Genomic DNA, 24,812 nt, shown 5'->3' on the forward strand with positions numbered 1-24,812 from the left:
GTGGAATGCGCAGGATTATGCCAGTGAGAATGCCTCGGTCGGTGAACTGCTTTGAGGTGCAGGCGGAACATTTTCAGTTCCGTGCAACCCACGGCAATCGATACTGTCAACATGCCCTAGCGGCGGTAGCAGCAGAGGTCTAGTATGAGCCGCACTCACGTCAGCCAGGAGGTAACCCATGTCGGCCAATAAGAAGCCTGTAAATACTCCGTTGCACTTACTCCAACAGCTTTCGGGCAGCCTGCTCGAACATTTGGAAAATGCTTGTTCACAAGCCTTGGCTGATGCTGAAAAACTGCTCGCCAAGCTGGAAAAGCAACGCGGAAAAGCTCAGGAAAAACTGCACAAATCGCGCACCAAATTGCAGGACGCTGCGGCGGCCGGCAAGTCCAAGGCACAGGCCAAGGCCAAGGGTGCGGTCAAGGAACTTGAAGACCTGCTCGACGCGCTCAAGGACCGTCAATCCGAGACGCGCAACTACATCCTCAATCTCAAACGCGATGCCCAGGAAAGCCTGAAACTGGCCCAGGGTGTAGGCCGGGTGAAAGAGGCCGTTGGCAAGGTCTTGACCCAGCGTTCGGCCAAGCCAGCACCGGCGGCAAAAAAACCTGCGGCCAAACCGGCAGCGACCAAGGCTCCAGCTAAAACTGTGGCCAAGCCTGCAGCCAAGACCCCGGCTAAAACTGCAGCCGCCAAACCAGCGGCCAAGCCAGTGGCAAAAACCGCTGCAGCCAAACCAGCGGCCAAGCCAGTGGCGAAAACTGCTGCGGCCAAACCAGCAGCCAAGCCAGTGGCAAAACCAGCCGCCGCCAAGCCTGCCGCGAAAACCGCCGCCGCAAAACCGGCCGCCAAGCCAGTAGCGAAAACCGCTGCCGCGAAACCGGCCGTCAAGCCAGCAGCCAAACCGGTTGCCGCTAAACCAGCGGTCAAGCCGGCTGCTAAACCAGCCGCCAAGCCTGCTGCCAAGGCACCTGCCAAGCCAGCAGCAAAACCTGCGGCAGCCAGCGCTGCGAAACCTGCAGCCAAGCCAGTAGCGGCCAAGCCCGCCGCCAAGCCTGCGGTGAAAAAGCCGGTGGCCGCGAAACCGGCTGCTGCCAAGCCTGCCACCGCTGCCGTGGCTGCCAAACCGGCGACCCCCACGCCAGCCGCTGCGCCAGCGTCAGCGCCGGTCGCAGTGACCAGCACCGCGCCAGCCGCCACCAACAGCACCACCAACACCCCGACCAGCGCTTCCTAAGCCGAGGTCAACGCGACGCGCAGCTGCTGCAGCGCGTCGCGATCAAGGTTGGCGGCGTCCGTCGCCAATCCTTCCAGCCACGCGGCCAAGTCGTTCGCTTGAGCTGCCGGCCAGTCCTGTGCCGAACTTTCCAGACGCCCCAACAGTTTCCGCTCGGCTGCAAGCTCCAGTGCCTTGACCTGCGCGCGCAGAGTCGCGAGCTGTGGGTCAGATGCCGCGGCAGTTTTCCATGACGTGCGCAATTGCCGGAGGGGCTCCACCACGTCGCGGGACCAGGGCAAGGCGACTTGCTGAAGGTCTAGAAGGCGTTGGCGGTTGCAGGCGACACCCCGTGCACCGAGCCAGGCCGCGCAGAGCAGCAGGCAGACATTGGCCCCGGCGCCTTGCAATCGCAGGCACGCGTCCTCCACGCCAGGTCGTGCATAGGTGTCGAGGGAAAAGCTCCACAGGTCAGAGGACATAGTGCTACTCGCGCTAGTTGCGAGCGAAGCTGGTAGACTCCGCCGCCATTATGATTCGACTTCAGAACCTGACTTTACAGCGTGGCCCGCAACGTCTGCTAGAAGACGCCGAGCTGACCCTGCACGCCGGCCACAAAGCCGGCCTCATCGGTGCCAACGGCGCCGGCAAATCGAGCCTGTTCGCCTTGATCCGGGGCGAGCTGCACCCGGATTCGGGTGACTGCTTCCTGCCGGCCGATTGGCGTATCGCCCACATGCGCCAGGAAATCGAGACGCTCGAACGCCTGGCGGTCGACTACGTGCTCGATGGCGACCTGCGCCTGCGCGAGGTCCAGCGCGACCTGGCGACAGCCGAAGCGGCCCATGATGGTGCCGCCCTGGCGCGCCTGCATTCGGAACTCGATAGCGCCGACGGCTATACCGCCGACGCCCGTGCGCGCAAATTGCTCGCCGGGTTGGGGTTCACCAACGAGCAGATGGACCGTCAAGTCGGAGATTTCTCCGGTGGCTGGCGGATGCGTCTGAACCTGGCGCAGGCATTGATGTGTCCATCGGACCTGTTGCTGCTCGATGAGCCGACCAACCACTTGGACCTCGACGCCATCATCTGGCTCGAAGAGTGGCTAAAGAGCTACCCCGGCACCCTGCTGCTGATTTCCCACGACCGAGACTTCCTCGATGCGGTGGTCGATCACGTGGCCCACGTCGATCAGCGCAAGATCACCCTGTACCGCGGTGGCTACACGGCGTTCGAACGGGCCCGTGCCGAACGTCTGGCGCAGCAACAACAGGCCTACGAGAAGCAGCAGGCTCAGCGGGCGCACATGGAAAGCTACATCGCCCGTTTCAAGGCCCAGGCCACCAAGGCCCGCCAGGCCCAGAGCCGGATCAAGGCGCTGGAGCGGATGGAGGAGCTGTCCGCGGCCCACGTCGATTCGCCGTTCGACTTCGTGTTCCGCGAGTCGACAAAGATCTCCAGCCCACTGATCGACCTGTCCGACGCCCGCCTGGGGTATGGCGACAAGACCATCCTGGAGAAGGTCAAGCTGCAACTGACCCCCGGCGCCCGGATCGGCCTGCTCGGCCCCAACGGTGCCGGCAAGTCGACCCTGATCAAGAACCTAGCCGGTGAGCTCGAGCCGCTGGCAGGCCGCCTGACCCGTGGCGAGAACACGGTGGTGGGTTACTTTGCCCAGCACCAACTGGACTCGCTGGATGCCAAGGCCAGTCCGTTGCTGCACTTGCAGCGCCTGGCGCCGACCGAGCGTGAGCAGACCCTGCGCGATTTCCTCGGCGGCTTCGACTTCCGTGGTGCACGGATCGACGAGCCGGTGCTGAACTTCTCCGGCGGTGAAAAAGCTCGCCTGGCGCTGGCCCTGATCGCCTGGGAGCGGCCGAACCTGCTGCTGCTCGACGAACCGACCAACCACCTGGACCTGGAAATGCGCCTGGCGCTGACCATGGCCTTGCAGGAATTCAGTGGTGCGGTACTGGTGGTCTCCCACGACCGTCACTTGCTCAAAAGCACCACCGACAACTTTTTCCTGGTGGCCGATGGCAAGGTCGAGGAGTTCGACGGCGACCTGGAAGACTATGCCCGCTGGCTGGTCGAGTATCGCCAGCGCAACGCGCCGGTGAGCAACACCCCGGTCAACCCGGACAAGACCGACAAGAAGGCCCAGCGCCAGGCAGCCGCGGCGTTGCGCCAGCAACTGGCACCGCACAAGCGCGAAGCCGACAAGCTGGAAGCCGAGTTGGGCAAGCTGCACGAGAAACTGGCCAAGGTCGACACCAGTCTGGGCGACAGCGATATCTACGAGCCGGCGCGCAAGAACGAATTGCGTGACCTGCTGGCCGAGCAGGCCAAATTGAAAGTCCGTGAAGCCGAGCTTGAAGAAGCCTGGATGCAAGCCCTGGAACTGCTGGAAGGCATGCAGGCGGAGCTGGAGGCGTTGTCGTGATGGAAGCCTTCAAGCTGCCATTGCCGGCCGTGTGGGTCGAGCCGATCTGGCTCGGCGTGCAGATCCTGCTGATCCTGTTGGCGGGTTACCTGACGCAGCGCTTCGTGGCGAAAGGCCTGACTCGTCTGGGTGAGCGTTACCCGTTTCCGCCGCAGTTGCTGATGCCGCTGCGCGGCGGCCTGCGCTGGCTGATCATGGGCAGTGCGCTGATCTTTGTCCTTGAGCGCCTGGGGGTTTCCGCCACGGTGCTGTGGACCGCTCTATCCGGCTTTGTCGCGGTCGCCGCGGTGGCTTTCTTCGCCATGTGGAGTGTGCTGTCGAACCTGCTCTGCGCGATTCTGATCTTCACCGTCGGGCCGTTTCGCCTGGGGGATGTGGTCGAGTTGGTGGACACCACCGACAAGCCCGGCGTCAAGGGTCGAGTGGTGGCGATCAACCTGCTGTACACCACGTTGATCGAGGCCGAGGAACTGGGCACCGGTAGCGCCATGGTGCAAGTGCCCAACAGCCTGTTCTTCCAGCGCTCCGTGCGCCGCTGGCGCGGTAGCGACGTACTGCCTTCCAGCGGCTTTGAAAAATAGCCGACACGCTGGTCGGCAGCGGCCACTTCCTGCAAAAAATCGATAGTCATTCGCCGGCTGGCGCATTAGCTTAGACGCCTGACAAGAAGCTTGAGTCGAGGTGTGCGATGGTGCTTGAAACATGGCTGGCGTTTTTTGCCGCCTGCTGGGTGATCAGCCTTTCTCCGGGCGCCGGCGCCATCGCGTCGATGTCCAGCGGTTTGCGCTACGGGTTCTGGCGCGGTTATTGGAACGCCCTGGGCCTGCAACTGGGCCTGGCCTTGCAGATTGCAATCGTCGCGGCCGGGGTCGGGGCGATTCTCGCGACGTCGGCCACTGCGTTTTATGTGATCAAGTGGTTTGGTGTTGCCTACCTGGTGTTTCTCGCCGTCAAGCAATGGCAAGCGCTGCCCAGCGACCTGAACGATGATGCGGCGGTTCGCCCGATCGGCAAGCCCTTGGCCCTGATGTTCCGCGGTTTCCTGGTGAACGTCAGCAATCCCAAGGCGTTGGTGTTCATGCTGGCGGTACTGCCACAGTTCATTGACCCGCACGCACCGCTGGTGGCGCAGTACCTGATCCTGGGGGCGACGATGATCTGCGTCGACCTGGTGGTGATGGCCGGCTACACGGGCCTCGCGTCCAAGGTGCTGCGCCTGCTGCGTACTCCCAAGCAACAGAAACGCATGAACCGTACCTTTGCTGGTTTGTTCATTGGTGCTGCGGCGTTTATGGCGACTCTGCGTAAAGCGGTGGTGTAAGCCGTCCGGCACCCGGCAAGGCGACCCTGAGGGGTCGCCTTTTTCATTTCTGCGCGGGATAAAACGCCCAAAGCACGACAAAGCTTGAGTGAAGCTCATTCGAAGTGAACAATATGTAACTTCGTATTTCCAATTGAGATTCATTCATGACTGCCCCGTCCCGTTTTCTGGCCTGGCTGGTGCTCCCGTGGTTATCGCTGTGCAGTTTCAATCTGCTGGCCGACACCGTGGAAGGCGCTCCCCAGGCCCTGCACGTACTCGATTACATTGGCGCCGATTACCCGGCGGCGGTCGAGGCAGGCAAGGTGATCGATGCCGCCGAGTATCAGGAGCAGGTCGAGTTTCTGCGGGCGCTGCAGGGTTTTATCGCGGGATTGCCGGCCAGGCCGCAGAAGCCTGAGTTGGAGCAGGGCGTGCTCGCACTGAGCAAGGCGGTCGCCGAGCGCCAGGACGGTGTGAGTGTCGCCCGCCAGGCGCGGCAGTTGGGTGCGAAGCTGGCGGTGGCCTACGAGGTCAGCCAAGCGCCGATCATTACCCCCGACCCCGTGCGCGGTGCACCGTTGTATGCCCAGCATTGCTCGGTGTGCCATGGCGCCAGCGGTGCTGGCGATGGCCCCGCCGGGGTCGGCCTGGAGCCTGCGCCGGCGAACCTGCGGGATAGCTCGCGCCAGGACCGCCTGAGTCTCTACGCGATCTACAGCACCCTTGGGCAGGGCATCGAAGGCACCGACATGCCGGCGTTCGCCGATCAACTGGACGAGCGTCAGCGCTGGGACCTGGCCACTTACATCGCTAGTTTCAGCGTCGACGCGGCGGCGGTGAAAAACCAGCAGACCTACAACCTGGCCGATCTGGCGCGCCAGACGCCGGCCGAAGTGCTGGCGGCCGACGGACCTGAAGCGGCGGCCACCTTCCGTGCGCAACGGGCCCAGCCTCCGCAAGTCAAGCGTGGCCCGGGGCAGTTGCTCGACTACACCGCCGCGACCCTGGACAAGAGCATCGCCGCCTACCGTGCCGGCGACCACGACCAGGCCTACGACCTGTCGGTGGCGGCGTATCTGGAGGGGTTCGAGCTGGTCGAGAGCTCGCTGGATAACGTCGACGCCACAGTGCGCAAAGACACCGAAAAGTCGCTGATGGCCTACCGTCAGTCACTGCAGGACGGTTTGCCGGTGGAGCAGGCCCAGCAGCGCCTGGATACCGCCAAAGCCAAGCTCAAGGAGTCCGCCAGCCTTCTGGGCAGCGATGGCTTGAGCTGGTCGCTGAGCTACATCTCTGGCCTGTTGATCCTGTTGCGCGAAGGCCTGGAGGCGATCCTCGTACTGGCGGCGATCCTCGCGTTCCTGCGTAACACTGGCCAGCAGTCGGCGGTGCGCAGTGTCAATGTCGGCTGGGGCCTGGCCTTGCTGGCCGGTCTTGCCACCTGGGCGTTGGCCGCCTATGTGATCGATGTCAGTGGCGCCCAGCGCGAACTGCTCGAGGGGGCGACCGCACTGTTCGCCAGCGTCATGGTGCTATGGCTGGGTGTCTGGATGCACGACCGTCGCCATGCGGCGGCCTGGCAGGATTACATCAAGAGCAGCCTGGTGGGCGGAGGTGGGCGTTTCGGTTTTGCGATCCTGGCGTTTTTCTCGGTGTACCGCGAGCTGTTCGAAGTGATCCTGTTCTACGAAACCCTGTGGCTGCAAGCCGGCCCGGCCGGGCATAACGCGGTGCTGGCGGGTGGTGCAACCGCGCTGGTGCTGCTGATCGGCCTGGCCTGGGTGATTTTGCGCGGCTCGGCGAAATTGCCCCTGGCCCTGTTCTTCGGCATCAATGCCGGGCTGCTCTGCGCCTTGTCGGTGGTGTTTGCCGGGCATGGGGTGAAAGCTTTGCAGGAAGCCGGGGTCTTTGGCACGCGTCCGGTGCCATTCTTTGACTTTGACTGGTTGGGGATTCACGCTGATGCCTATTCGCTCGGTGCGCAGGCAGTGGCGATCCTGGCGATTGTCGTGTTGTACAGCCGCAGTCGTATGGCCGAGAAGCGGCGCATGCCGGTTTCGTAACCAGCATTCGACTTGCCCGCGATGCTTTCAACAGAGGAAAACACAATGCGTGTCTGGATCGATGCCGATGCCTGCCCCAGGGCGGCGAAGGATCTGGTAGTGAAGTTTGCCCTCAAGCGTCAGTTCGAGGTGCTGCTGGTGGCGGGGCAGCCGCAGACCAAGCCGGGCCTGGCGCTGGTCAAGTTGATCGTGGTGCCCAGCGGCCCGGATGCGGCGGACGACTACCTGGTGGAGCATGCCGTACCCGGCGAGTTGGTGATCTGCAGCGATGTGCCGCTGGCCGACCGCCTGGTGAAGAAGGGCGTTGCCGCGCTGGACCCGCGCGGCAAGGAGTTCGATGCACAGAACATGGGCGACCGCCTGGCGGTGCGCAATCTGTTCACTGACCTGCGTGAACAGGGGCAGATGAGTGGCGGTCCGGCGCCGTTCGGCGAACGGGAAAAACAGGCGTTCGCCAATGCGCTGGACCGGATCCTGACCCGGCTCAGCCGCCAGGCCTGAACGTTGCCACCCAGGCCCTTTGCGCTGACACGCCAGCTCCTGCTGCGGGGTAGGTCAGGCGTCGTTTTCGTGGGTCAGTTCGAGCACCCGGTCCACCAGCTTGTTGATACCTGAAGCCACTTCGCTGATCGACTGCGCCAGCATGTAGGCCGGGGTGCTCACCAGTTTGCGCGCCTTGTCTTCGACGATGTCGGTGACGGCGCAGTCGGTGTGGGTGGCGCCCATCTTGGTCAGCGCCGCAGCGGTATCGGCGTCGTTGCCGATGGTGCAGGTGACGCCGGGGCCGTAGATCTTCGCCGCCAGGGCCGGGGAAATACAGATCAGGCCCACCGGCTTGCCGGCTTCGGCAAAGGCCTCGGCCAGGGCCAGGACTTCCGGTTGCAGGCTGCAGCCCGCGCCTTCGATGGCAAAGTTGGAAAGGTTTTTGGCGGCGCCAAACCCTCCGGGAACGATCAGCGCATCGAAGTCCTCGGCGTTGGCGTCACGCAGGTCCTTGACCTGGCCACGGGCGATGCGGGCCGACTCCACCAGCACATTGCGCGACTCGGGCATTTCTTCGCCAGTCAGGTGATTGATCACATGCAACTGGGTGATGTTCGGGGCAAAGCACTGCACCTGTGCGCCACGCTGGTCGAGGCGCAGCAGGGTAATCACGCTTTCGTGGATCTCGGCGCCGTCATAGACGCCACAGCCGGAAAGTATCACTGCAACTTTTTTGCTCATGGGTTCTTCTCCAGGTTCATGGCGCTAAATGTCCACTAATTTGTCGCTCGTTGCCATAGGGTTGCTGCGTGTCTGGGCCTAATCTCTGGACAACCACTGCCCACGGGTCGCGTCATGAATTTCATTTTGTATGCGGTGCCGTTTTTCTTCGTGCTGATTGCCATCGAGCTGCTGGCCGACCGTTGGCGGGGAGTCAGTCATTACCGCCTGGCGGACGCGATCAACAGCCTCAGCACGGGCGTGTTGTCGACCACCACCGGGCTGCTGACCAAGGGCGTGGGCCTGCTGACCTACGCCTTTGCCCTCGAGCACCTGGCGCTGTTCGAACTGTCGGCGGACAACCCGTGGACCTGGGTGTCGGCCTTTGTCCTCTATGACTTGTGCTACTACTGGCTGCACCGCTGTGGCCATGAGCGCAACATCCTCTGGGCGGCACATTCGGTGCACCATCAAAGCGAGGACTACAACCTGTCCACGGCGCTGCGCCAGACCAGCACCGGGTTCCTGCTGGGCTGGATCTTCTATCTGCCGCTGGCAGTGCTCGGCGTGCCCCTGCTGGTGTTTGTCAGTGTCGCGGCGCTGAACCTGCTGTACCAGTTCTGGGTCCACACCCGGCACATTCCCAAGCTGGGCTGGTTCGAGTGGTTCTTCGTGACCCCATCCAATCATCGTGCTCACCATGCACAGAACGCTCTCTACATGGATCGCAACTATGGCGGGGTGTTCATTATTTGGGACCGGCTGTTTGGTTCTTATCAGGAAGAGGACGACAACGAGCCGGTGATTTTTGGCGTGACCACGCCGCTGGCCAGCTGGAATCCGTTGTGGGCGAACGTGCAGTTCTACGCGCAGTTGTGGACCGATGCGCGGCGCGCCGAGCGGCGATGGGACAAGCTGCGGATCTGGTTCATGCGTACCGGTTGGCGGCCGGCGGACGTTGCCGCCAAGTACCCGCTACACAAGCCGCAGTTGAGCCAGTTCCGCAAGTTCGAGGTGCCATTGGCCGGGCGCCAGCAACTGTACGTAACCCTGCAGTTCTGTGTGTACGTTGCCTTGGGCAGTTACCTGCTGGGTCGCGAGCAACACCTGCCCGGCAGCGCGTTGCTGCTGGGTTGGGCCGCGCTGGCGTTCGGTCTGTTTGTGTTGGGCATGGCCCTGGAGAATCGCCCGCAGGCGCTCAGGCTGGAACTGCTGCGGCTGCTATCGAACCTACCGCTGGTATGGCTGGCACCGCTGGCGGGGCTATGGCCGGCCAGCAATCTGATCTGGGTCGGCCTGAGCGCTTACAGTGTGCTGAGTGGGATTGCGCTGTACGCTTGCCAAAAGTCGTTCACTCGGCTGGCGTCGTAGGCTCGTTCTTGGCCTTTTCGGCGATCAAGGCCTGCTCGTCGGCATAGACCTGACGGGCCAGGCGAGCGTTCTTGAAACGGCGACGCAGCCACAGGACGACACCCAGCACCAGCAGGGCACCTAGCACCCATAGCTCGTACTTCTTGACGCTGCCCAGCATGCCTTCGAGCACTGCGCCAAAATGATAGGCGGCAGCCGCCAGCGCGGTAGCCCAGATCGCCGCGCCGATGCCGTTAAGGATCAGGTAGCGTCCCGGCGGGTATCCCGACAGGCCGATGGCCACCGGCATCACCGTGCGCAGGCCGTAGACGAAACGAAAGCTCAGGACCCAGATGTCCGGGTGCTTGCGGATATGCTCCAGCGCCCGGTCGCCCATCATTTGCCAGCGTGGTTTGCGCGCCAGCAGCTTGCGCCCGTGCTTGCGTCCCAGGAAGTACCACAGCTGGTCACCGGCATAGCTGCCGAGGAACGCCACGACCACCACCACATTGATGTCCATGTATCCGCGGAACGCGAGGAATCCCGCAAGAACCAGGATGGTTTCGCCTTCGAAGAACGTGCCTAGAAAGAGGGCAAAGTAGCCAAAATCATGCAGGAATTGTTGGAGCATTGTCTGGGTGCTGGCGAAATGAACGCGCAGCCTAACCCTTCGGGCTCAGGGAGGAAAGTATCCAAATGTGTCTCGACGTGAACATTTCCTACAAGGACAATGAATGCGGCTACTGGTCACAGGGGTGCACACAACTGTCATACGACGGTCATAATGAGCGCTTATAACTGTCACGCTCGCCCGCCAGCGCGGGCTCAGGAGTCTGCCGTGAGCTTTACCCCCGCCAACCGTTTGTTTCCTGCAACCCGCCTGCGTCGCAACCGTCGCGATGACTTTTCGCGCCGTCTGGTGCGGGAAAATGTCCTGACCAGCAACGACCTGATTCTGCCGGTGTTTGTGCTGGACGGTGAGAACCGTCGCGAAGCGGTGGCCTCGATGCCGGGCGTAGAGCGCCTGACCATCGACTTGTTGCTCGAGGAAGCGGCCCAGTGGGTAGAACTTGGCATCCCGGCCATCGCGCTGTTCCCGGTGACCCCGAGCGAGCTCAAGTCCCTGGACGCCGCCGAGGCCTGGAATCCGGACGGCATTGCCCAGCGCGCTACCCGCGCGCTGCGTGCACGGTTCCCGGAGCTGGGGGTGATCACCGATGTCGCGCTGGACCCGTTCACCACCCACGGCCAGGACGGTATCCTTGATGAAGAAGGCTACGTGCAGAACGACATTACCGTCGATGCATTGGTCCGCCAGGCATTGTCCCATGCTGCGGCAGGTGCCCAGGTGGTGGCCCCCTCGGACATGATGGATGGACGGATCCAGGCGATCCGCGAAGCGCTGGAGCTGGCCGGTCATGTCAACGTGCGGATCATGGCTTACTCGGCCAAGTACGCCAGTGCCTACTACGGTCCGTTTCGCGATGCAGTCGGCTCGGCCCTGAACCTGGGCAAGGCAAACAAGGCGTCCTACCAGATGGACCCGGCCAACGGCAACGAAGCCTTGCATGAAGTGGCTAGCGACTTGTCAGAAGGTGCGGATATGGTCATGGTCAAGCCAGGCATGCCGTACCTGGATATTCTTTATCGAGTCAAAGAAGAATTTAAAGTGCCGACCTTTGTCTATCAGGTCAGCGGTGAATACGCCATGCACATGGCGGCAATCCAGAATGGCTGGTTGAGCGAAGGGGTGATTCTTGAATCCCTGACCGCTTTCAAACGCGCCGGTGCTGATGGCATCCTCACCTACTTTGCCGTACGTGCCGCTCAATTGTTACGAGAGCAAAAATAGCCCTCCCAGGAACACGCGATGAATACCGAAGGACTCACTGAAGTTGCTGTAAACGAAGCTCAGCCCGTGGTCGAGCCCGTCGTTGAATCCACCCCCGAAGCGCTGCCGGAACGTGAACCGGTCGCAGCGCCGCCGGTGGTGGTCGCCGACGCCGCCCCGGCGGCGCCGGCCATCGCGATCCCGGGCCTGGATGACAGCAGCCTGTACATCCATCGCGAGCTGTCGCAACTGCAGTTCAACATCCGCGTGCTGGAACAGGCGCTGGATGAGTCCTATCCCTTGCTGGAGCGGCTGAAGTTCCTGCTGATCTTCTCCAGCAACCTGGACGAGTTCTTCGAGATTCGTGTCGCCGGGCTGAAGAAACAAATCACCTTCGCCCGCGAACAAGCCGGTGCCGACGGCCTGCAGCCGCATCAGGCGCTGGCCCGCATCAGCGAACTGGTGCACGGCCATGTCGATCGCCAGTACGCCATCCTCAACGACATCCTATTGCCGGAGCTGGAAAAACATCAGGTCCGCTTCATCCGTCGGCGTCACTGGAACACCAAGATCAAGACCTGGGTACGCCGCTATTTCCGCGACGAGATCGCACCGATCATCACCCCGATCGGCCTCGATCCGACGCACCCGTTCCCATTGCTGGTGAACAAGAGCCTGAACTTCATCGTCGAGCTCGAGGGCATCGACGCCTTCGGTCGTGACTCCGGCCTGGCGATCATCCCGGCACCACGTTTGCTGCCACGGGTCATCAAGCTGCCGGAAGAAGTCGGCGGCACCGGCGATAACTATGTGTTCCTGTCGTCGATGATCCATGCGCACGCCGACGACCTGTTCCAGGGCATGAAGGTCAAGGGCTGCTACCAGTTCCGCCTGACCCGCAACGCCGACCTGTCGGTCGACACCGAAGATGTCGAAGACCTGGCCCGCGCCCTGCGCGGCGAGCTGTTCTCGCGGCGCTACGGCGATGCGGTGCGCCTGGAGGTGGCCGACACTTGCCCGAAACACCTGTCCGACTACCTGCTCAAGCAGTTCAACCTGCACGAGACCGAGTTGTATCAGGTCAACGGCCCGGTCAACCTGACGCGCCTGTTCAGCATCACCGGCCTGGACAGTCACCCCGAGCTGCAATACACGCCGTTCACCCCGCAGATCCCGAAACTGCTGCAGAACAGCGAGAACATTTTCAGCGTGATCAGCAAGCAGGACATTCTGTTGCTGCACCCGTTCGAGTCGTTCACCCCGGTGGTCGACCTGCTGCGCCAGGCTGCCAAGGACCCGCATGTGCTGGCGGTCCGCCAGACCCTGTACCGTTCCGGCGCCAACTCGGAAATCGTCGATGCCCTGGTCGACGCCGCGCGTAACGGCAAGGAAGTCACTGCGGTGATCGAGCTGCGTGCGCGCTTTGATGAAGAGTCCAACCTGCAACTGGCCAGCCGCTTGCAGGCTGCCGGTGCGGTGGTGATCTACGGTGTGGTCGGCTTCAAGACCCACGCCAAGATGATGCTGATCCTGCGTCGCGAGGCTGGCGAAATCGTCCGCTACGCGCACCTGGGTACCGGTAACTACCACGCCGCCAACGCCCGCCTGTATACCGACTACAGCTTGCTGACGTCCGACGATGCCTTGTGCGAAGACGTCGGCAAACTATTCAGCCAGTTGATCGGCATGGGCAAGACGCTGCGCATGAAGAAGCTGCTGCATGCGCCGTTTACCCTGAAGAAGGGCATGCTCGACATGATTGCCCGCGAAACCCAGTTTGCGCTCGACGGCAAGCCGGCACATATCATTGCCAAGTTCAACTCGCTGACCGATCCGAAGATCATCCGCGCGCTGTACAAGGCCAGCCAATCAGGGGTGCGCATCGACCTGGTGGTGCGTGGCATGTGCTGCCTGCGGCCAGGCATCGCCGGGGTCTCGCACAACATTCACGTGCGCTCGATCATCGGTCGCTTCCTCGAGCACACGCGGGTGTTCTACTTCCTCAATGGCGGCGAGGAGCAGATGTTCCTGTCCAGTGCCGACTGGATGGAGCGCAACCTGGATAAACGGGTTGAGACCTGCTTCCCGGTAGAAGGCAAGAAACTGCTGACCCGGGTCAAGAAAGAGCTGGAGCTGTACCTCAGCGACAACACCCACAGCTGGAGCCTGCAGTCGGACGGTCGGTACATCCGCAACACCCCGACCGGCAACCAGAACCCGCGCAGTGCGCAGGCGACGTTGCTCGAGCGTCTGGGTAGCCCGATCTTGCCGGTCAGCAGTTGATCGACAGGTAGCAGGCAAAAAAATGGCGATCCCTGGGGATCGCCATTTTTGTTTCTGCACCGCTCAGGCCATGCCTCAGCGCACGTTGAGGGTGAACCCGATCCGCGCCAGCCACTCGGCCTCCAGGGCGAAGTCGGCCTGGGTCAGCTGATTGTCGTCCAGCCACTGTTCCGGGAACTGCACTTCCAGGCTGTCGCGGTTGGCGTGCAGGGTGACCTGGGGCATCGTCTGGGTGCCGCGGATGTGATGGAACAGGATCGCGAAGCGCAGCAGCACGCACAGGCGGATCAGCTTGATGCCTTCGTCGCCGAACTCGGCAAACTTGTCCTTGGGAATGTTGCGTCGGTGACCACGTACCAGCAGCGCCAGCATCAGTTGGTCTTCGCGGGAGAAGCCGGCGAGGTCGGAGTGCTCGATCAGGTAGGCGCCGTGCTTGTGGTAATGGTAGTGAGCGATATCCAGGCCGACTTCATGGACCTTGGCGGCCCAGCCCAGTAGCTCGCGCCACACACCGTCATCCAGCTCCCAGTCCACCGCCACCTGGTCGAACGCGTGCAGGGCCTTGCGTTCAACCCGAGCGGCTTGCTCCAGGTCGACGTGGTAACGGTCCATCAGCGAGCTCAGGGTGCGCTCACGGACGTCTTCGTGGTGATGGCGGCCCAGCAGGTCGTACAGCACGCCTTCGCGCAGGGCGCCGTCGCAATGGTCCATGCGCTGCAGTTCAAGGGCGTCGAAGATGGCTTCGAGAATCGCCAGGCCGGCCGGGAAGATCGCCCGACGGTCAGGCTTGATGCCTTCGAAGTCGATCTTCTCGGCGTCGCCCAGCTTGAACAGCTTGCGCTTGAGCCAGGCCAGGCCTTCGGCATTGACCTCGCCCGCGCCGTGGCCGCCGGCCTTGAGGGCCAGGCCGATGGCGCGAATGGTGCCCGAGGAGCCGATGGCCTCATCCCAGGTCAGGCGGTGCAGGGCGTGTTCGATGCTCATGATCTCCAGGCGCGCTGCGGTGTACGCCTGGGCGTAGCGTGCCGGGGTGATCTTGCCGTCCTTGAAGTAGCGCTGGGTGAAGCTCACGCAGCCCATTTGCAGGCTTTCGCGCAGCAGCGGCTCAAAGCGCTGGCCAATAATGAATTCGGTACTGCCGCCACCGATGTCGGCGACCAGGCGCTTGCCCGGAGTGTCGGCGAGGGTGTGGGAAACGCCCAGGTAAATCAGGCGCGCTTCTTCTCGCCCGGAGATGACTTCGACCGGGTGGCCGAGGATTTCTTCGGCGCGGCGGATGAATTCGCCACGGTTGCGCGCTTCACGCAGGGCGTTGGTGCCGACGATCCGCACCGCACCCAGGGGCATGCCGTTGATCAGTTGGGCAAAACGCTTGAGGCAATCGAGCCCGCGCTGCATGGATTCTTCGTTGAGTTGGCGCGCCTCGTCGATCCCGGCCGCCAGTTGCACCTTTTCGCCGAGCCGCTCGAGAATGCGGATCTCATTGTGGTGAGCCTTGGCCACGACCATATGGAAGCTGTTCGAGCCCAGGTCGATAGCGGCGATCAGGGACAGATTCTTGGCTTGGGATTGGGGCATGGTCTAGAGGTCTCGGTCGATAACCCGACCATCGTGCCACGATCAATCGCTGCCGCCAACGCGCAGTGTTTAAAGCATTGATCCAACTCAGTTGTGTGGGTGAGCGCTGTGGGGGCAATCGCGAGCAGGCTCGCTTTCACATGGACTCAGGCAATGCACGCGACGGGCGGTCGGCGAACCGCCAAATCCTGCTGGGCGTCGCCAAATTGCGTCCCTGGCTCCCGCCGCCGCCGGAGTTGAGCTATACCCAAACTCACGCAACACCATAGCGAGACTCAATCAACTGCGGCTTCCTGAACGAGGGAAGGGCGGCTATGATGGGCCACGTTTTTTTGCTTACAACCTGGAGACTTCCATGAGCAGCGATCTTATCAAACACGTTAGCGACGCTAGCTTCGAAGCTGACGTACTCAAGGCCGAAGGTGCTGTACTGGTCGACTACTGGGCTGAGTGGTGCGGTCCATGCAAGATGATCGCTCCGGTCCTGGACGAAATCGCTGAGACCTACAAAGGCAAGCTGACCGTTGCCAAGCTGAACATCGACGAAAACCAGGAAACCCCGGCCAAGCACGGCGTGCGTGGTATTCCGACGCTGATGCTGTTCAAGAACGGCAACGTCGAAGCCACCAAGGTCGGTGCGCTGTCGAAGTCGCAACTGGCTGCCTTCCTCGACGCCAACATCTAAGCGTCGTTGCAGGTGGTACCCGAAAAGCCCCGCAAATTGCGGGGCTTTTCGTTATTGAGGGCTAGACGCTCCGAAACTCAGGTGGTACATTCGGCCCCGCACTGGTTTCTCCATTGCCCCCTGCTAGCCGTCGCCGACGCACTCCTTTTCGAATAAGTACGCGATCCTGTCGCCTTCTCTGCGGCGCGGCCTCATTAAGCCAAAAGCTTAATTTCCCCCCCTCCATAAATGATTACGTCATTCCTATATGAATCTGACTGAACTCAAGCAAAAGCCGATTACCGAACTGCTCGAATTGGCCGAACAGATGGGCATAGAAAATATGGCCCGTTCGCGCAAGCAGGACGTGATTTTCTCCCTGCTGAAAAAGCACGCGAAAAGCGGCGAGGAAATCTCCGGTGATGGCGTGCTGGAGATCCTCCAGGACGGCTTCGGCTTCCTGCGCTCTGCAGACGCTTCCTATCTCGCCGGCCCAGACGATATCTACGTCTCGCCGAGCCAGATCCGCCGTTTCAACTTGCGCACCGGTGACACCATCGTTGGCAAGATCCGCCCTCCAAAGGAAGGCGAGCGTTACTTCGCACTGCTCAAGGTCGACACGATCAACTTCGATCGTCCGGAGAACGCGAAGAACAAGATTCTCTTCGAGAACCTGACCCCACTGTTCCCGACCGTGCGCATGAAGATGGAAGCCGGCAACGGTTCCACCGAAGACTTGACCGGTCGTGTCATCGACCTGTGCGCCCCGATCGGCAAAGGCCAGCGCGGTCTGATCGTTGCTCCGCCGAAAGCCGGTAAAACGATCATGCTGCAAAACATCGCAGCGAACATCGCCCGTAACAACCCGGAAGTTCACCTGATCGTGCTGCTGATCGACGAGCGTCCGGAAGAAGTAACCGAAATGCAGCGCACCGTGCGCGGCGAAGTGGTTGCCTCGACGTTCGACGAGCCGCCAACCCGCCACGTGCAGGTTGCCGAAATGGTTATCGAGAAGGCCAAGCGCCTGGTTGAGCATAAGAAAGACGTGGTCATCCTGCTCGACTCCATCACTCGTCTGGCGCGTGCCTACAACACCGTGATCCCGAGCTCCGGCAAGGTCCTGACCGGTGGTGTCGATGCCCACGCCCTGGAGAAGCCAAAACGTTTCTTCGGCGCGGCACGGAACATCGAAGAAGGCGGCTCGCTGACCATCATCGCCACCGCGCTGGTTGAAACCGGCTCGAAGATGGACGAAGTGATCTACGAAGAGTTCAAGGGTACCGGCAACATGGAACTGCCCCTGGACCGCAAAATCGCTGAAAAACGCGTCTTCCCGGCCATCAACATCAACCGTTCCGGCACCCGCCGCGAAGAGTTGCTGACTGCCGACGACGAGTTGCAGCGTATGTGGATCCTGCGCAAGCTCCTGCATCCTATGGATGAAGTGGCTGCCATCGAGTTCCTGGTCGACAAGCTGAAACAGACCAAGACCAACGATGAGTTCTTCCTGTCGATGAAACGCAAGTAAGTCGAGCGGGACCGCAAGAGCCGGGGAAACCCGGCTTTTTGCTATCTGACTTTTCATGATCTGAGCTGTCACTATTTTGAACCGTCGGGTTCGGCGCTAAACTCATGCCCCCGAACGCCACGGCCAAGCGAGGCTAACGCATGCAGTATCGCGACTTGCGCGACTTTATCAGCGGCCTGGAACAGCGCGGCGAACTCAAGCGCATCCAGGTTCCAGTGTCCCCTGTGCTGGAAATGACCGAGGTTTGCGATCGCACCCTGCGGGCCAAAGGGCCGGCGTTGCTGTTCGAGAACCCCACCGGCTACGATATCCCTGTGCTCGGCAACCTGTTTGGCACACCTGAGCGCGTGGCGCTGGGCATGGGCGCCGAAGCGGTCAGCGAACTGCGCGAAATCGGCAAGCTGCTGGCCTTCCTCAAGGAGCCAGAGCCGCCGAAGGGCCTCAAGGACGCCTGGTCGAAGCTGCCGATCTTCCGCAAGATCATTGCCATGGCGCCCAAGGTGGTCAAGGACGCGGTGTGCCAGGAAGTGGTCATCGAGGGCGACGACGTCGACCTGGCGATGCTGCCTGTGCAGACCTGCTGGCCGGGCGACGTCGGCCCGCTCATCACCTGGGGCCTGACGGTCACCAAGGGGCCGAACAAGGACCGCCAGAACCTGGGCATCTATCGCCAGCAAGTGATTGGCCGCAACAAGGTCATCATGCGCTGGCTGAGCCACCGTGGCGGCGCGCTGGACTACCGCGAATGGTGCGAGAAGCACCCGGGCCAGCCGTTCCCGGTGTCCGTGGCCCTGGGGGCAGACCCTGCGACCATTCTCGGCGCGGTGACGCCCGTGCCGGACAGCCTGTCCGAGTACGCGTTCGCCGGGCTGCTGCGCGGTAACCGCACCGAGCTGGTGAAGTGCCGTGGCAACGACCTGCAAGTGCCGGCCACGGCCGAGATCATCCTCGAAGGCGTGATCCATCCGGGTGAAATGGCCGACGAAGGTCCCTATGGCGACCACACCGGCTATTACAACGAAGTCGACAGCTTCCCGGTGTTCACGGTCGAGCGCATCACCCACCGCGTCAAGCCGATCTACCACAGCACCTACACCGGCCGGCCGCCAGACGAGCCGGCGATTCTTGGCGTGGCGCTCAATGAAGTATTCGTGCCGATCCTGCAAAAGCAGTTCCCGGAGATCACCGACTTCTACCTGCCACCCGAAGGTTGCTCGTACCGCATGGCGGTGGTGACCATCAAGAAGCAGTACCCGGGCCACGCCAAGCGGGTAATGCTGGGTGTCTGGTCGTTTTTGCGACAGTTCATGTACACCAAGTTCGTTATCGTCACTGACGACGATATCAACGCCCGCGACTGGAACGACGTGATCTGGGCCATCACCACGCGCATGGACCCCAAGCGCGATACGGTGATGATCGATAACACGCCGATCGATTACCTCGACTTCGCCTCGCCGGTTTCCGGCCTGGGCTCGAAGATGGGGCTCGATGCCACGCATAAATGGCCTGGTGAAACCACCCGCGAGTGGGGCCGGGTTATCGTCAAGGATGAGGCGGTGACGCGCCGGATCGATGCCATCTGGAATCAGTTAGGAATAGATTGATGCGTGTAACCTTGCAGCCGTCCGGAGCAGTGCTTGAGATACTGCCCGGCGAGCGGATCCTCGATGGGGCGCGGCGCCTGGGCTACGACTGCCCGCAGAGCTGCCGCAATGGCAATTGCCACGTGTGCGCGGCGTTGCTGGTCGAAGGCCGGGTCGAGCAGAGCGGTCATGTACGCGACCACGGCGAGTTCTACACTTGCATTGCAGAGCCGCTGGAAGACTGCATCGTGTTGTGGGATGGCGTCCTTGCGCTGGGAGAACTGCCGGTGCGCAGCGTGTCGTGTCAGGTAATTGAGTGCGTGGACGTGGGTGGCGATACCTGGCGGGTACGCCTGCGCGCGCCGGCAGGCAAGCCGCCGCGCTATCACGCCGGCCAGTACCTGATGATCGAACGGGAAAACGGCGAAAAGTCGGCGTTTTCCCTGGCCTCGGCGCCCCACTCGGGGCGTGACCTGGAAATCCACGTGCTCGCCCGCGAAGCCAGTGCCCTGAGCCTGATCGAGCAGTTGCAACGCAACCGCATGGCCCGGGTCGAGCTGCCATTCGGCGATACCCACCTGGCCGAGTTACCGGAGGGTCCGCTGGTGCTGATTGCGGCGGGTACCGGCATGGGGCAGATCCACAGCCTGCTCGAACATTGCCGGGCCAAAGGCTTCAAGTACCCGGTGCACCTGTACTGGGGCGTGCGCCGCCCGGAAGATTTCTACCAGATGGAACACTGGGACGAATGGCTGAAGTTGCCCAATCTGTTCCTGCACCAGGTGGTCAGCGACCTGTGTGGCTGGGAAGGGCGCTGCGGCATGTTGCATCAAGCGGTCTGTGAGGATTTCCCGGACCTCAAGCCCCTGCATGTCTACGCCAGCGGCTCGCCGGCCATGGTCTATGGCACGCTGGATGCCTTGGTCGAGGCGGGTATGGACGCCCACCAGATGCGCGCCGACGTATTTGCATATGCGCCGCGATCTTGATCCGCGCTCTTGAGCCTCGATCTTGATCCACGCTCTTGAGTTCGAAACTTCGTTATAACTCCCTATATAGCCCATCGGTATTTATTCAAACGGATAAATACCGATAGGCTATATGTCATTCAGGCGCTGGATTAATTTCGGTGCCATGCTCTATAAACTGTCTTAAAACAAATGTGCCTTATTGTTACAGCGGTGCGTTCTATTAAGTAATTGTTTACCCGCGGGGAGCTGAACGCTATTCGCCATGACAGCCATTGAATCTGATTTTCTCAATCTGGCTTACCCTCCGCGGCTCGATCTGGGGCCGCAGCTGACGCACGAGCAATTGCTCCACTCCATGCAAAGCACCATGGCCCGCCACCAAGGTGGACCGGTCTGGTTGTTCGCCTACGGCTCGTTGATCTGGCGCCCCGAATGCTCGGCGGTCGAGCGGGTGCGCGGTCGAGTGCATGGCTACCATCGTGGTTTGTACCTGTGGTCCCACGAACACCGGGGCACGCCGGAGTTGCCAGGGCTGGTATTTGGCCTGGATCGCGGCGGTTCATGCAGTGGTTTTGCCTACCGCTTGCCCGAGGAGCAACTGCAAGCATCGTTGTTTGCCCTGTGGCAGCGCGAAATGCCGGTCCCGTCGTACCGCCCACACTGGCTCAACTGCCGCCTGGAAGATGGCAGCAAGGTTCAGGCATTGGGTTTTGTCCTGGAGCGGCACCTGCCCAGCTATGCCGGCAACTTGCCGGACCATGTGCTCAGCCAGGTCTTTGAAAGTGCCAGCGGACGCTACGGCAGCACGCGCGATTATGTCGAGCAGACCGCCAGCGCGCTGCGCAGCCACGCCATGCCAGACCGGAATCTGGAGGCGCGGCTCAAGCGTTGTGGGTCATCCAGGGATCAGGCGATGGCTTCGCGGCCCTGACTGGCGATTTGCTTGTGGCGCAGGGTTGGCGCCAGGAACGCCATGGCCAGCAGGCACGCACCGATCAACAGCACAAACCCGCCATCCCAGCCGAAGTGGTCGACGGTGTAGCCCATGGCCGCACTGGCGGCGACCGAGCCGCCCAGGTAACCGAACAGTCCGGTGAAGCCCGCCGCCGTACCTGCGGCTTTTTTCGGTGCCAACTCCAACGCCTGCAAGCCGATCAGCATCACCGGGCCGTAGATCAGGAAGCCGATGGACACCAGGGCGATCATGTCGACGGTCGGGTTGCCGGCCGGGTTCAGCCAGTACACCAGGGTCGCCACGGTCACCAGCGCCATGAACACCATGCCGGTCAGGCCACGGTTGCCGCGAAACACCTTGTCCGATAGCCAGCCACACAGCAGCGTGCCCGGAATACCGGCCCATTCGTAGAGGAAGTAGGCCCAGGACGTCTTGTCGACGGTGAAGTGCTTGGCTTCCTTGAGGTAGGTCGGAGCCCAGTCCAGCACGCCATAGCGCAGCAGGTAGACAAACACGTTGGCGAGGGCGATGTACCAGAGCATTTTGTTGCGCAGCACGTATTTGACGAAGATTTCCTTGGCGCTGAATTCTTCTTCATGGCTGGCATCGTAGCCGTGGGGATAGTCGTTCTTGTACTGCTCGATGGGCGGCAAGCCCACGGACTGCGGGGTGTCGCGCATCACGATGAAGGCAAACACCGCCACCAGCAGGGCCACTGCAGCGGGTACATAGAATGCCGCATGCCAGTCGTTGAACAGGCCCATGCCGATCAGGAACAGTGGACCGATCAGGCCGCCGCCGACGTTATGCGCAACGTTCCACACCGACACCACGCCGCCGCGCTCTTTCTGCGACCACCAGTGCACCATGGTCCGCCCGCTCGGCGGCCAGCCCATGCCCTGGGCCCAGCCGTTGATGAACAGCAGGATGAACATCATCGTCACGCTGGAGGTGGCCCAGGGCGCGAAACCGAACACGAACATCACCCCAGCCGACACCAGCAGGCCGAAAGGCAGGAAGTAACGCGGGTTGGAGCGGTCGGACACCAGGCCCATCAGGAACTTGGACAAGCCATAGGAAATCGCGATCGCCGACATCGCCAGGCCGAGCTGGCCCCGGGTGTAGCCTTCTTCGATCAGGTAGGGCATGGCCAGGGAGAAGTTTTTGCGCAGCAGGTAATAACCCGCATACCCAATGAAAATCCCGGCGAAAATCTGCCAGCGCAAGCGCCGGTAGGTGCTATCAACGTCTTCTTCAGGCAAGGGTGCCTGGTGGGCGGCAGGGCGAAAAAAAGCAAACATTCAAGAGCTCCAAATTTCTTGTTTTGACTGCGGATGCGAATGTTACAGTTTCGTTACCGAAAATAGCACTGCATCTCATCTGCAAAACAGTCGTAAACGAACAAAGTCGCGCGTTCTTTTATGAACATGTCGCTCAGGTATAACTGGAGGGCGGTGTAGGAGATTTCCCCGGAGGCGAACTCCGGCGGTTGCCTGGTAAAAAACGGCAATGATTTGGGAGATATCCCGCGAAGCTGTCGGAAGTTGGGGGATAGGGCGGCAAAGCCCTTCGCCTTAACCTTTTGCGTAGGTGCCAACAGTGGCACAGAGATCGCGGAGGGTGTCATGCGTTGGTTAGGTTTGCTTTTGGTCTGGTGTATTTCGAGTGACGGCTTGGCCGCGCAGTTGTTCCTGATTCCAGAGAACACGCCCAAACCGGTTTATCCCCGGGCACTGCATAGGGCTGGGATCAACGGTGAGGTACGGGTAGGTTTTACGGTGCAGGCCGATGGCTCGGTGAGCGGGGTCAGGATTCTCCAAAGTGTTCACCCGGATCTCAGTGCGGTAAGCCAAGAGGCGATCGAGCAGTGGCGCTTCAAGCCCTGGACGGTGGGGGGCGAGAAGCCGGCTGAACTGGAAGTCATAGCGCCAATGCAGTTTCACCTGGATGATTCGACCGGCCTCAACCAATGGCTCAAAGAGGTGAAATGCCGAGAGATCAACCCGGGTTTCGCCCATACCGCCGATTACCTGTGGGTCGACCTCGCAGCGTTCCGATACACCCGGGCTTACTTGTCGAGTGGCTTTTTCCAGCATCAATGGACGACGGCAGAGCGCCTGGCAATGATTAAAAGGCTGAACCGCCAGGTGCTGAGCATTGCCAGGCGCTGCCTGGATTACCCCGCATCCAGGTTCTTCCGGTTCCTGCCGGAGGAGATTCGCAAGGTGCTTTAGCCGGTACGCTCTGTACAGCGTTGTCAGCTGTACAGCGCGCGCCCCGACTCAGCGAACCTGCACCACCACCTTGCCCACCGCCTTGCGCTGGCCCAGGTCATTGATGGCCTGGGCCGCGTTGGCCAGGGGATAGACCTGCGACACCAGCGGCTTGAGCTTGCCTTCGGCAAACCAGCCGAACAGTTGCTGGAAGTTCGCCGCGTTGTCCTGGGGTTGGCGTTGGGCGAACGAACCCCAGAATACTCCGACCACAGCAGCGCCCTTGAGCAGGGCGAGGTTCACCGGCAATTCAGGGATCCGCCCGCTGGCGAAACCGACCACCAGCAGGCGGCCATTCCAGGCGATGGACCGGATGGCCTGGTCGAACAGGTCGCCGCCGACCGGGTCGTAGATCACGTCGGCGCCCTGGCCGTCAGTCAGGCGCTTGATTTCGTCCTTGAGGTTGGTTTCGCTGTAGTTGATCAGCTCATCGGCACCGGCGGCCTTGGCCACTGCCAGTTTCTCGGCGCTGCTGGCCGCGGCGATGACCCGGGCACCCATGGCCTTGCCGATTTCCACGGCAGCCAGGCCCACGCCGCCGGATGCACCCAGCACCAGCAGGGTTTCCCCCGGCTGCAGGTGGCCGCGTTGCTTGAGCGCGTGCATCGAAGTGCCGTAGGTCATGCTGAAGGCGGCGGCGGTGTTGAAGTCCATGGACGCAGGGATAGGCAACACGTTGTAGCCCGGTACCGCGACCTGCTCGGCAAAACTGCCCCAGCCGGTCAGCGCCATGACCCGGTCGCCGACCTTGAGGTGGCTGACCTTCTCGCCCACCGCGCTGACCACGCCGGCCGCCTCACCCCCCGGGGAAAACGGGAAGGGTGGCTTGAACTGGTACTTGCCCTCAATGATCAGCGTGTCCGGGAAGTTGACCCCCGCGGCGTGCACTTGCAGGAGGATTTCGTTCTTCTTGGCGACAGGACTGGCGACTTCTTCCAGCACCAGCGATTCGGCAGGGCCGAAGGCTTTGCACAGCACGGCTTTCATCAGGGCTATTCCTTTGGGAGTGATGGCCGATAAGTGTAGGTGGGTGAGTCAAGGGGTCAACGAGCATGCCCCACCCTGATAGCCGCCCATAAGCTTTGCGCTTGGGCGCTGGGGGGTGGATGGTTATGCTAGGCCGCAAACCGGATAAGGAGCGAAGTGTGAAAGCGTGGATCATGTTGATGCTGGCCCTGTCGCTGCCTATGGCAGCGCAGGCCGAAGAAGCCAAGGAAGCCAAAGAGGGCGAAGCGCCGAAGGTCAGCTATATCAGTCTGACCCCGCCGTTCGTGGGCAATTACGGCCTGGATGGCACGGCCAGGCTCAAGGTCTATAAAGCCGACGTGGCGCTGCGGGTCACCGGCGAGGAAGCCGCCAAGGCGGTCAAGGCCAATGAGCCGTTGATTCGTAACCAACTGGTGGCGCTGTTCGGCCAGCAAACCAGCGAGACCATGAACAACGTCGAAGCCAAGGAAAAACTGCGCCAGGAAGCCCTGAAGCAGACCCAGCAAGTGATGAACGACGAAACCGGCAAGCCGATGGTGGACGATCTGTTGTTCAACAACCTGATCATCCAATAGGGT

The 24,812-nt window shown here is 61.7% G+C and carries 22 protein-coding genes; 16 read left to right on the forward strand and 6 right to left on the reverse strand.

Annotation, left to right across the window (positions count from 1 at the left end; all coding sequences use genetic code 11):
• Window positions 1–178: 178 nt before the first annotated feature.
• Entirely contained in the window at window positions 179–1,237 is a 1,059-nt protein-coding gene (locus ACM6IP_RS07500; protein ID WP_095164783.1) for an AlgP family protein, read from the forward strand.
• Here the strand turns inward: ACM6IP_RS07500 and ACM6IP_RS07505 are convergent.
• Entirely contained in the window at window positions 1,234–1,698 is a 465-nt protein-coding gene (locus tag ACM6IP_RS07505) for a TIGR02444 family protein (RefSeq protein WP_414861226.1), read from the reverse strand. The two genes, ACM6IP_RS07500 and ACM6IP_RS07505, sit on opposite strands and share 4 nt — an antisense overlap.
• A gap of 50 nt (window positions 1,699–1,748) precedes the next feature.
• Between ACM6IP_RS07505 and ACM6IP_RS07510 the strand changes: the two genes are divergently transcribed.
• The 5 genes from ACM6IP_RS07510 to ACM6IP_RS07530 all read left to right on the forward strand — a co-directional run bounded on the left by ACM6IP_RS07510 (window position 1,749) and on the right by ACM6IP_RS07530 (window position 7,526).
• Complete coding sequence (locus tag ACM6IP_RS07510) at window positions 1,749–3,659, forward strand: ATP-binding cassette domain-containing protein (RefSeq protein ID WP_159998529.1); 1,911 nt, start codon at window positions 1,749–1,751, stop codon at window positions 3,657–3,659.
• Window positions 3,659–4,240, forward strand: a complete 582-nt coding sequence (locus ACM6IP_RS07515; protein ID WP_095081887.1) for a mechanosensitive ion channel family protein — start codon at window positions 3,659–3,661, stop codon at window positions 4,238–4,240. The genes ACM6IP_RS07510 and ACM6IP_RS07515 overlap by 1 nt, the downstream gene beginning before the upstream one ends.
• 107 nt (window positions 4,241–4,347) lie before the next feature.
• The gene (locus tag ACM6IP_RS07520; RefSeq protein WP_095164777.1) at window positions 4,348–4,980 is read left to right on the forward strand and encodes a LysE family transporter; all 633 of its coding nucleotides are present in this window, start codon (window positions 4,348–4,350) and stop codon (window positions 4,978–4,980) included.
• 146 nt (window positions 4,981–5,126) lie between these two features.
• Window positions 5,127–7,025: an FTR1 family protein gene (locus tag ACM6IP_RS07525; protein ID WP_414861227.1), complete on the forward strand. Its 1,899-nt coding sequence runs from the start codon at window positions 5,127–5,129 to the stop codon at window positions 7,023–7,025.
• Between the two features lie 45 nt (window positions 7,026–7,070).
• Complete coding sequence (locus tag ACM6IP_RS07530) at window positions 7,071–7,526, forward strand: YaiI/YqxD family protein (protein WP_095164772.1); 456 nt, start codon at window positions 7,071–7,073, stop codon at window positions 7,524–7,526.
• A 54-nt stretch (window positions 7,527–7,580) separates the two neighbouring features.
• Here ACM6IP_RS07530 and elbB read toward each other — a convergent pair whose 3' ends face one another.
• Window positions 7,581–8,249, reverse strand: coding sequence for an isoprenoid biosynthesis glyoxalase ElbB (gene elbB, locus ACM6IP_RS07535; RefSeq protein WP_095164770.1), 669 nt, complete (start codon window positions 8,247–8,249; stop codon window positions 7,581–7,583).
• A 114-nt stretch (window positions 8,250–8,363) separates the two neighbouring features.
• Between elbB and ACM6IP_RS07540 the strand changes: the two genes are divergently transcribed.
• Window positions 8,364–9,599 carry a sterol desaturase family protein gene (locus ACM6IP_RS07540; protein ID WP_414861228.1) on the forward strand — a complete coding sequence of 412 codons (1,236 nt, stop codon included), beginning with the start codon at window positions 8,364–8,366 and terminating at the stop codon, window positions 9,597–9,599.
• Here the strand turns inward: ACM6IP_RS07540 and ACM6IP_RS07545 are convergent.
• Complete coding sequence (locus tag ACM6IP_RS07545; protein ID WP_095164766.1) at window positions 9,580–10,209, reverse strand: DedA family protein; 630 nt, start codon at window positions 10,207–10,209, stop codon at window positions 9,580–9,582. The two genes, ACM6IP_RS07540 and ACM6IP_RS07545, sit on opposite strands and share 20 nt — an antisense overlap.
• A gap of 207 nt (window positions 10,210–10,416) precedes the next feature.
• On the opposite strand from ACM6IP_RS07545, the gene hemB reads away from it, so the two are divergent.
• Entirely contained in the window at window positions 10,417–11,430 is a 1,014-nt protein-coding gene (gene hemB, locus ACM6IP_RS07550; RefSeq protein ID WP_095164764.1) for a porphobilinogen synthase, read from the forward strand.
• Between the two features lie 18 nt (window positions 11,431–11,448).
• Entirely contained in the window at window positions 11,449–13,692 is a 2,244-nt protein-coding gene (gene ppk1 / locus ACM6IP_RS07555) for a polyphosphate kinase 1 (RefSeq protein WP_095164762.1), read from the forward strand.
• Between the two features lie 75 nt (window positions 13,693–13,767).
• Here the strand turns inward: ppk1 and ppx are convergent, their stop codons facing one another.
• A complete protein-coding gene (ppx, locus tag ACM6IP_RS07560; protein ID WP_095164760.1) occupies window positions 13,768–15,270 on the reverse strand; it encodes an exopolyphosphatase in 1,503 nt (500 codons plus the stop codon).
• 355 nt (window positions 15,271–15,625) lie between these two features.
• Here ppx and trxA point away from each other — a divergent pair, with 355 nt between their 5' ends.
• The 5 genes from trxA to ACM6IP_RS07585 all read left to right on the forward strand — a co-directional run bounded on the left by trxA (window position 15,626) and on the right by ACM6IP_RS07585 (window position 20,950).
• A complete protein-coding gene (gene trxA, locus ACM6IP_RS07565; protein WP_003206727.1) occupies window positions 15,626–15,955 on the forward strand; it encodes a thioredoxin TrxA in 330 nt (109 codons plus the stop codon).
• Window positions 15,956–16,202: 247 nt separating this feature from the next.
• Window positions 16,203–17,462 (forward strand): transcription termination factor Rho, encoded by a 1,260-nt coding sequence (gene rho, locus ACM6IP_RS07570; RefSeq protein ID WP_025216061.1) that lies wholly within the window; start codon window positions 16,203–16,205, stop codon window positions 17,460–17,462.
• 140 nt (window positions 17,463–17,602) lie between these two features.
• Window positions 17,603–19,069: a 4-hydroxy-3-polyprenylbenzoate decarboxylase gene (ubiD, locus tag ACM6IP_RS07575; protein WP_095164758.1), complete on the forward strand. Its 1,467-nt coding sequence runs from the start codon at window positions 17,603–17,605 to the stop codon at window positions 19,067–19,069.
• Window positions 19,069–20,037, forward strand: coding sequence for a CDP-6-deoxy-delta-3,4-glucoseen reductase (locus ACM6IP_RS07580; RefSeq protein WP_095164756.1), 969 nt, complete (start codon window positions 19,069–19,071; stop codon window positions 20,035–20,037). Before ubiD ends, ACM6IP_RS07580 begins: the two co-directional genes overlap by 1 nt.
• 244 nt (window positions 20,038–20,281) lie before the next feature.
• Window positions 20,282–20,950: a gamma-glutamylcyclotransferase gene (locus ACM6IP_RS07585; protein ID WP_095164755.1), complete on the forward strand. Its 669-nt coding sequence runs from the start codon at window positions 20,282–20,284 to the stop codon at window positions 20,948–20,950.
• Here the strand turns inward: ACM6IP_RS07585 and glpT are convergent.
• Window positions 20,926–22,275, reverse strand: coding sequence for a glycerol-3-phosphate transporter (gene glpT / locus ACM6IP_RS07590; protein WP_095164753.1), 1,350 nt, complete (start codon window positions 22,273–22,275; stop codon window positions 20,926–20,928). The two genes, ACM6IP_RS07585 and glpT, sit on opposite strands and share 25 nt — an antisense overlap.
• A gap of 324 nt (window positions 22,276–22,599) precedes the next feature.
• Between glpT and ACM6IP_RS07595 the strand changes: the two genes are divergently transcribed.
• On the forward strand, window positions 22,600–23,208 hold the full coding sequence (locus tag ACM6IP_RS07595) for an energy transducer TonB (RefSeq protein WP_159998521.1): 609 nt from the start codon (window positions 22,600–22,602) through the stop codon (window positions 23,206–23,208).
• Window positions 23,209–23,256: 48 nt separating this feature from the next.
• On the opposite strand, the gene ACM6IP_RS07600 is transcribed toward ACM6IP_RS07595, so the two are convergent.
• Window positions 23,257–24,234 carry an NADPH:quinone oxidoreductase family protein gene (locus ACM6IP_RS07600; protein ID WP_095164747.1) on the reverse strand — a complete coding sequence of 326 codons (978 nt, stop codon included), beginning with the start codon at window positions 24,232–24,234 and terminating at the stop codon, window positions 23,257–23,259.
• A gap of 158 nt (window positions 24,235–24,392) precedes the next feature.
• Here ACM6IP_RS07600 and ACM6IP_RS07605 point away from each other — a divergent pair, with 158 nt between their 5' ends.
• Window positions 24,393–24,809 (forward strand): flagellar basal body-associated protein FliL, encoded by a 417-nt coding sequence (locus tag ACM6IP_RS07605; protein WP_095164745.1) that lies wholly within the window; start codon window positions 24,393–24,395, stop codon window positions 24,807–24,809.
• Window positions 24,810–24,812: the final 3 nt, after the last annotated feature.

Origin of the sequence: Pseudomonas sp. IT-P176, from assembly GCF_949767245.1 — a bacterium.
Classification (GTDB): Bacteria; Pseudomonadota; Gammaproteobacteria; order Pseudomonadales; family Pseudomonadaceae; genus Aquipseudomonas.

Bases quoted from the DNA above. Each gene is read 5' to 3' on its own strand.
- ACM6IP_RS07500 (WP_095164783.1), top strand. From the start codon at position 179: ATGTCGGCCAATAAGAAGCCTGTAAATACTCCGTTGCACTTACTCCAA.
- ACM6IP_RS07505 (WP_414861226.1), bottom strand. From the start codon at position 1,698: ATGTCCTCTGACCTGTGGAGCTTTTCCCTCGACACCTATGCACGACCT.
- ACM6IP_RS07510 (WP_159998529.1), top strand. From the start codon at position 1,749: ATGATTCGACTTCAGAACCTGACTTTACAGCGTGGCCCGCAACGTCTG.
- ACM6IP_RS07515 (WP_095081887.1), top strand. From the start codon at position 3,659: ATGGAAGCCTTCAAGCTGCCATTGCCGGCCGTGTGGGTCGAGCCGATC.
- ACM6IP_RS07520 (WP_095164777.1), top strand. From the start codon at position 4,348: ATGGTGCTTGAAACATGGCTGGCGTTTTTTGCCGCCTGCTGGGTGATC.
- ACM6IP_RS07525 (WP_414861227.1), top strand. From the start codon at position 5,127: ATGACTGCCCCGTCCCGTTTTCTGGCCTGGCTGGTGCTCCCGTGGTTA.
- ACM6IP_RS07530 (WP_095164772.1), top strand. From the start codon at position 7,071: ATGCGTGTCTGGATCGATGCCGATGCCTGCCCCAGGGCGGCGAAGGAT.
- elbB (WP_095164770.1), bottom strand. From the start codon at position 8,249: ATGAGCAAAAAAGTTGCAGTGATACTTTCCGGCTGTGGCGTCTATGAC.
- ACM6IP_RS07540 (WP_414861228.1), top strand. From the start codon at position 8,364: ATGAATTTCATTTTGTATGCGGTGCCGTTTTTCTTCGTGCTGATTGCC.
- ACM6IP_RS07545 (WP_095164766.1), bottom strand. From the start codon at position 10,209: ATGCTCCAACAATTCCTGCATGATTTTGGCTACTTTGCCCTCTTTCTA.
- ppk1 (WP_095164762.1), top strand. From the start codon at position 11,449: ATGAATACCGAAGGACTCACTGAAGTTGCTGTAAACGAAGCTCAGCCC.
- ppx (WP_095164760.1), bottom strand. From the start codon at position 15,270: ATGCCCCAATCCCAAGCCAAGAATCTGTCCCTGATCGCCGCTATCGAC.
- trxA (WP_003206727.1), top strand. From the start codon at position 15,626: ATGAGCAGCGATCTTATCAAACACGTTAGCGACGCTAGCTTCGAAGCT.
- rho (WP_025216061.1), top strand. From the start codon at position 16,203: ATGAATCTGACTGAACTCAAGCAAAAGCCGATTACCGAACTGCTCGAA.
- ubiD (WP_095164758.1), top strand. From the start codon at position 17,603: ATGCAGTATCGCGACTTGCGCGACTTTATCAGCGGCCTGGAACAGCGC.
- ACM6IP_RS07580 (WP_095164756.1), top strand. From the start codon at position 19,069: ATGCGTGTAACCTTGCAGCCGTCCGGAGCAGTGCTTGAGATACTGCCC.
- ACM6IP_RS07585 (WP_095164755.1), top strand. From the start codon at position 20,282: ATGACAGCCATTGAATCTGATTTTCTCAATCTGGCTTACCCTCCGCGG.
- glpT (WP_095164753.1), bottom strand. From the start codon at position 22,275: ATGTTTGCTTTTTTTCGCCCTGCCGCCCACCAGGCACCCTTGCCTGAA.
- ACM6IP_RS07595 (WP_159998521.1), top strand. From the start codon at position 22,600: ATGCGTTGGTTAGGTTTGCTTTTGGTCTGGTGTATTTCGAGTGACGGC.
- ACM6IP_RS07600 (WP_095164747.1), bottom strand. From the start codon at position 24,234: ATGAAAGCCGTGCTGTGCAAAGCCTTCGGCCCTGCCGAATCGCTGGTG.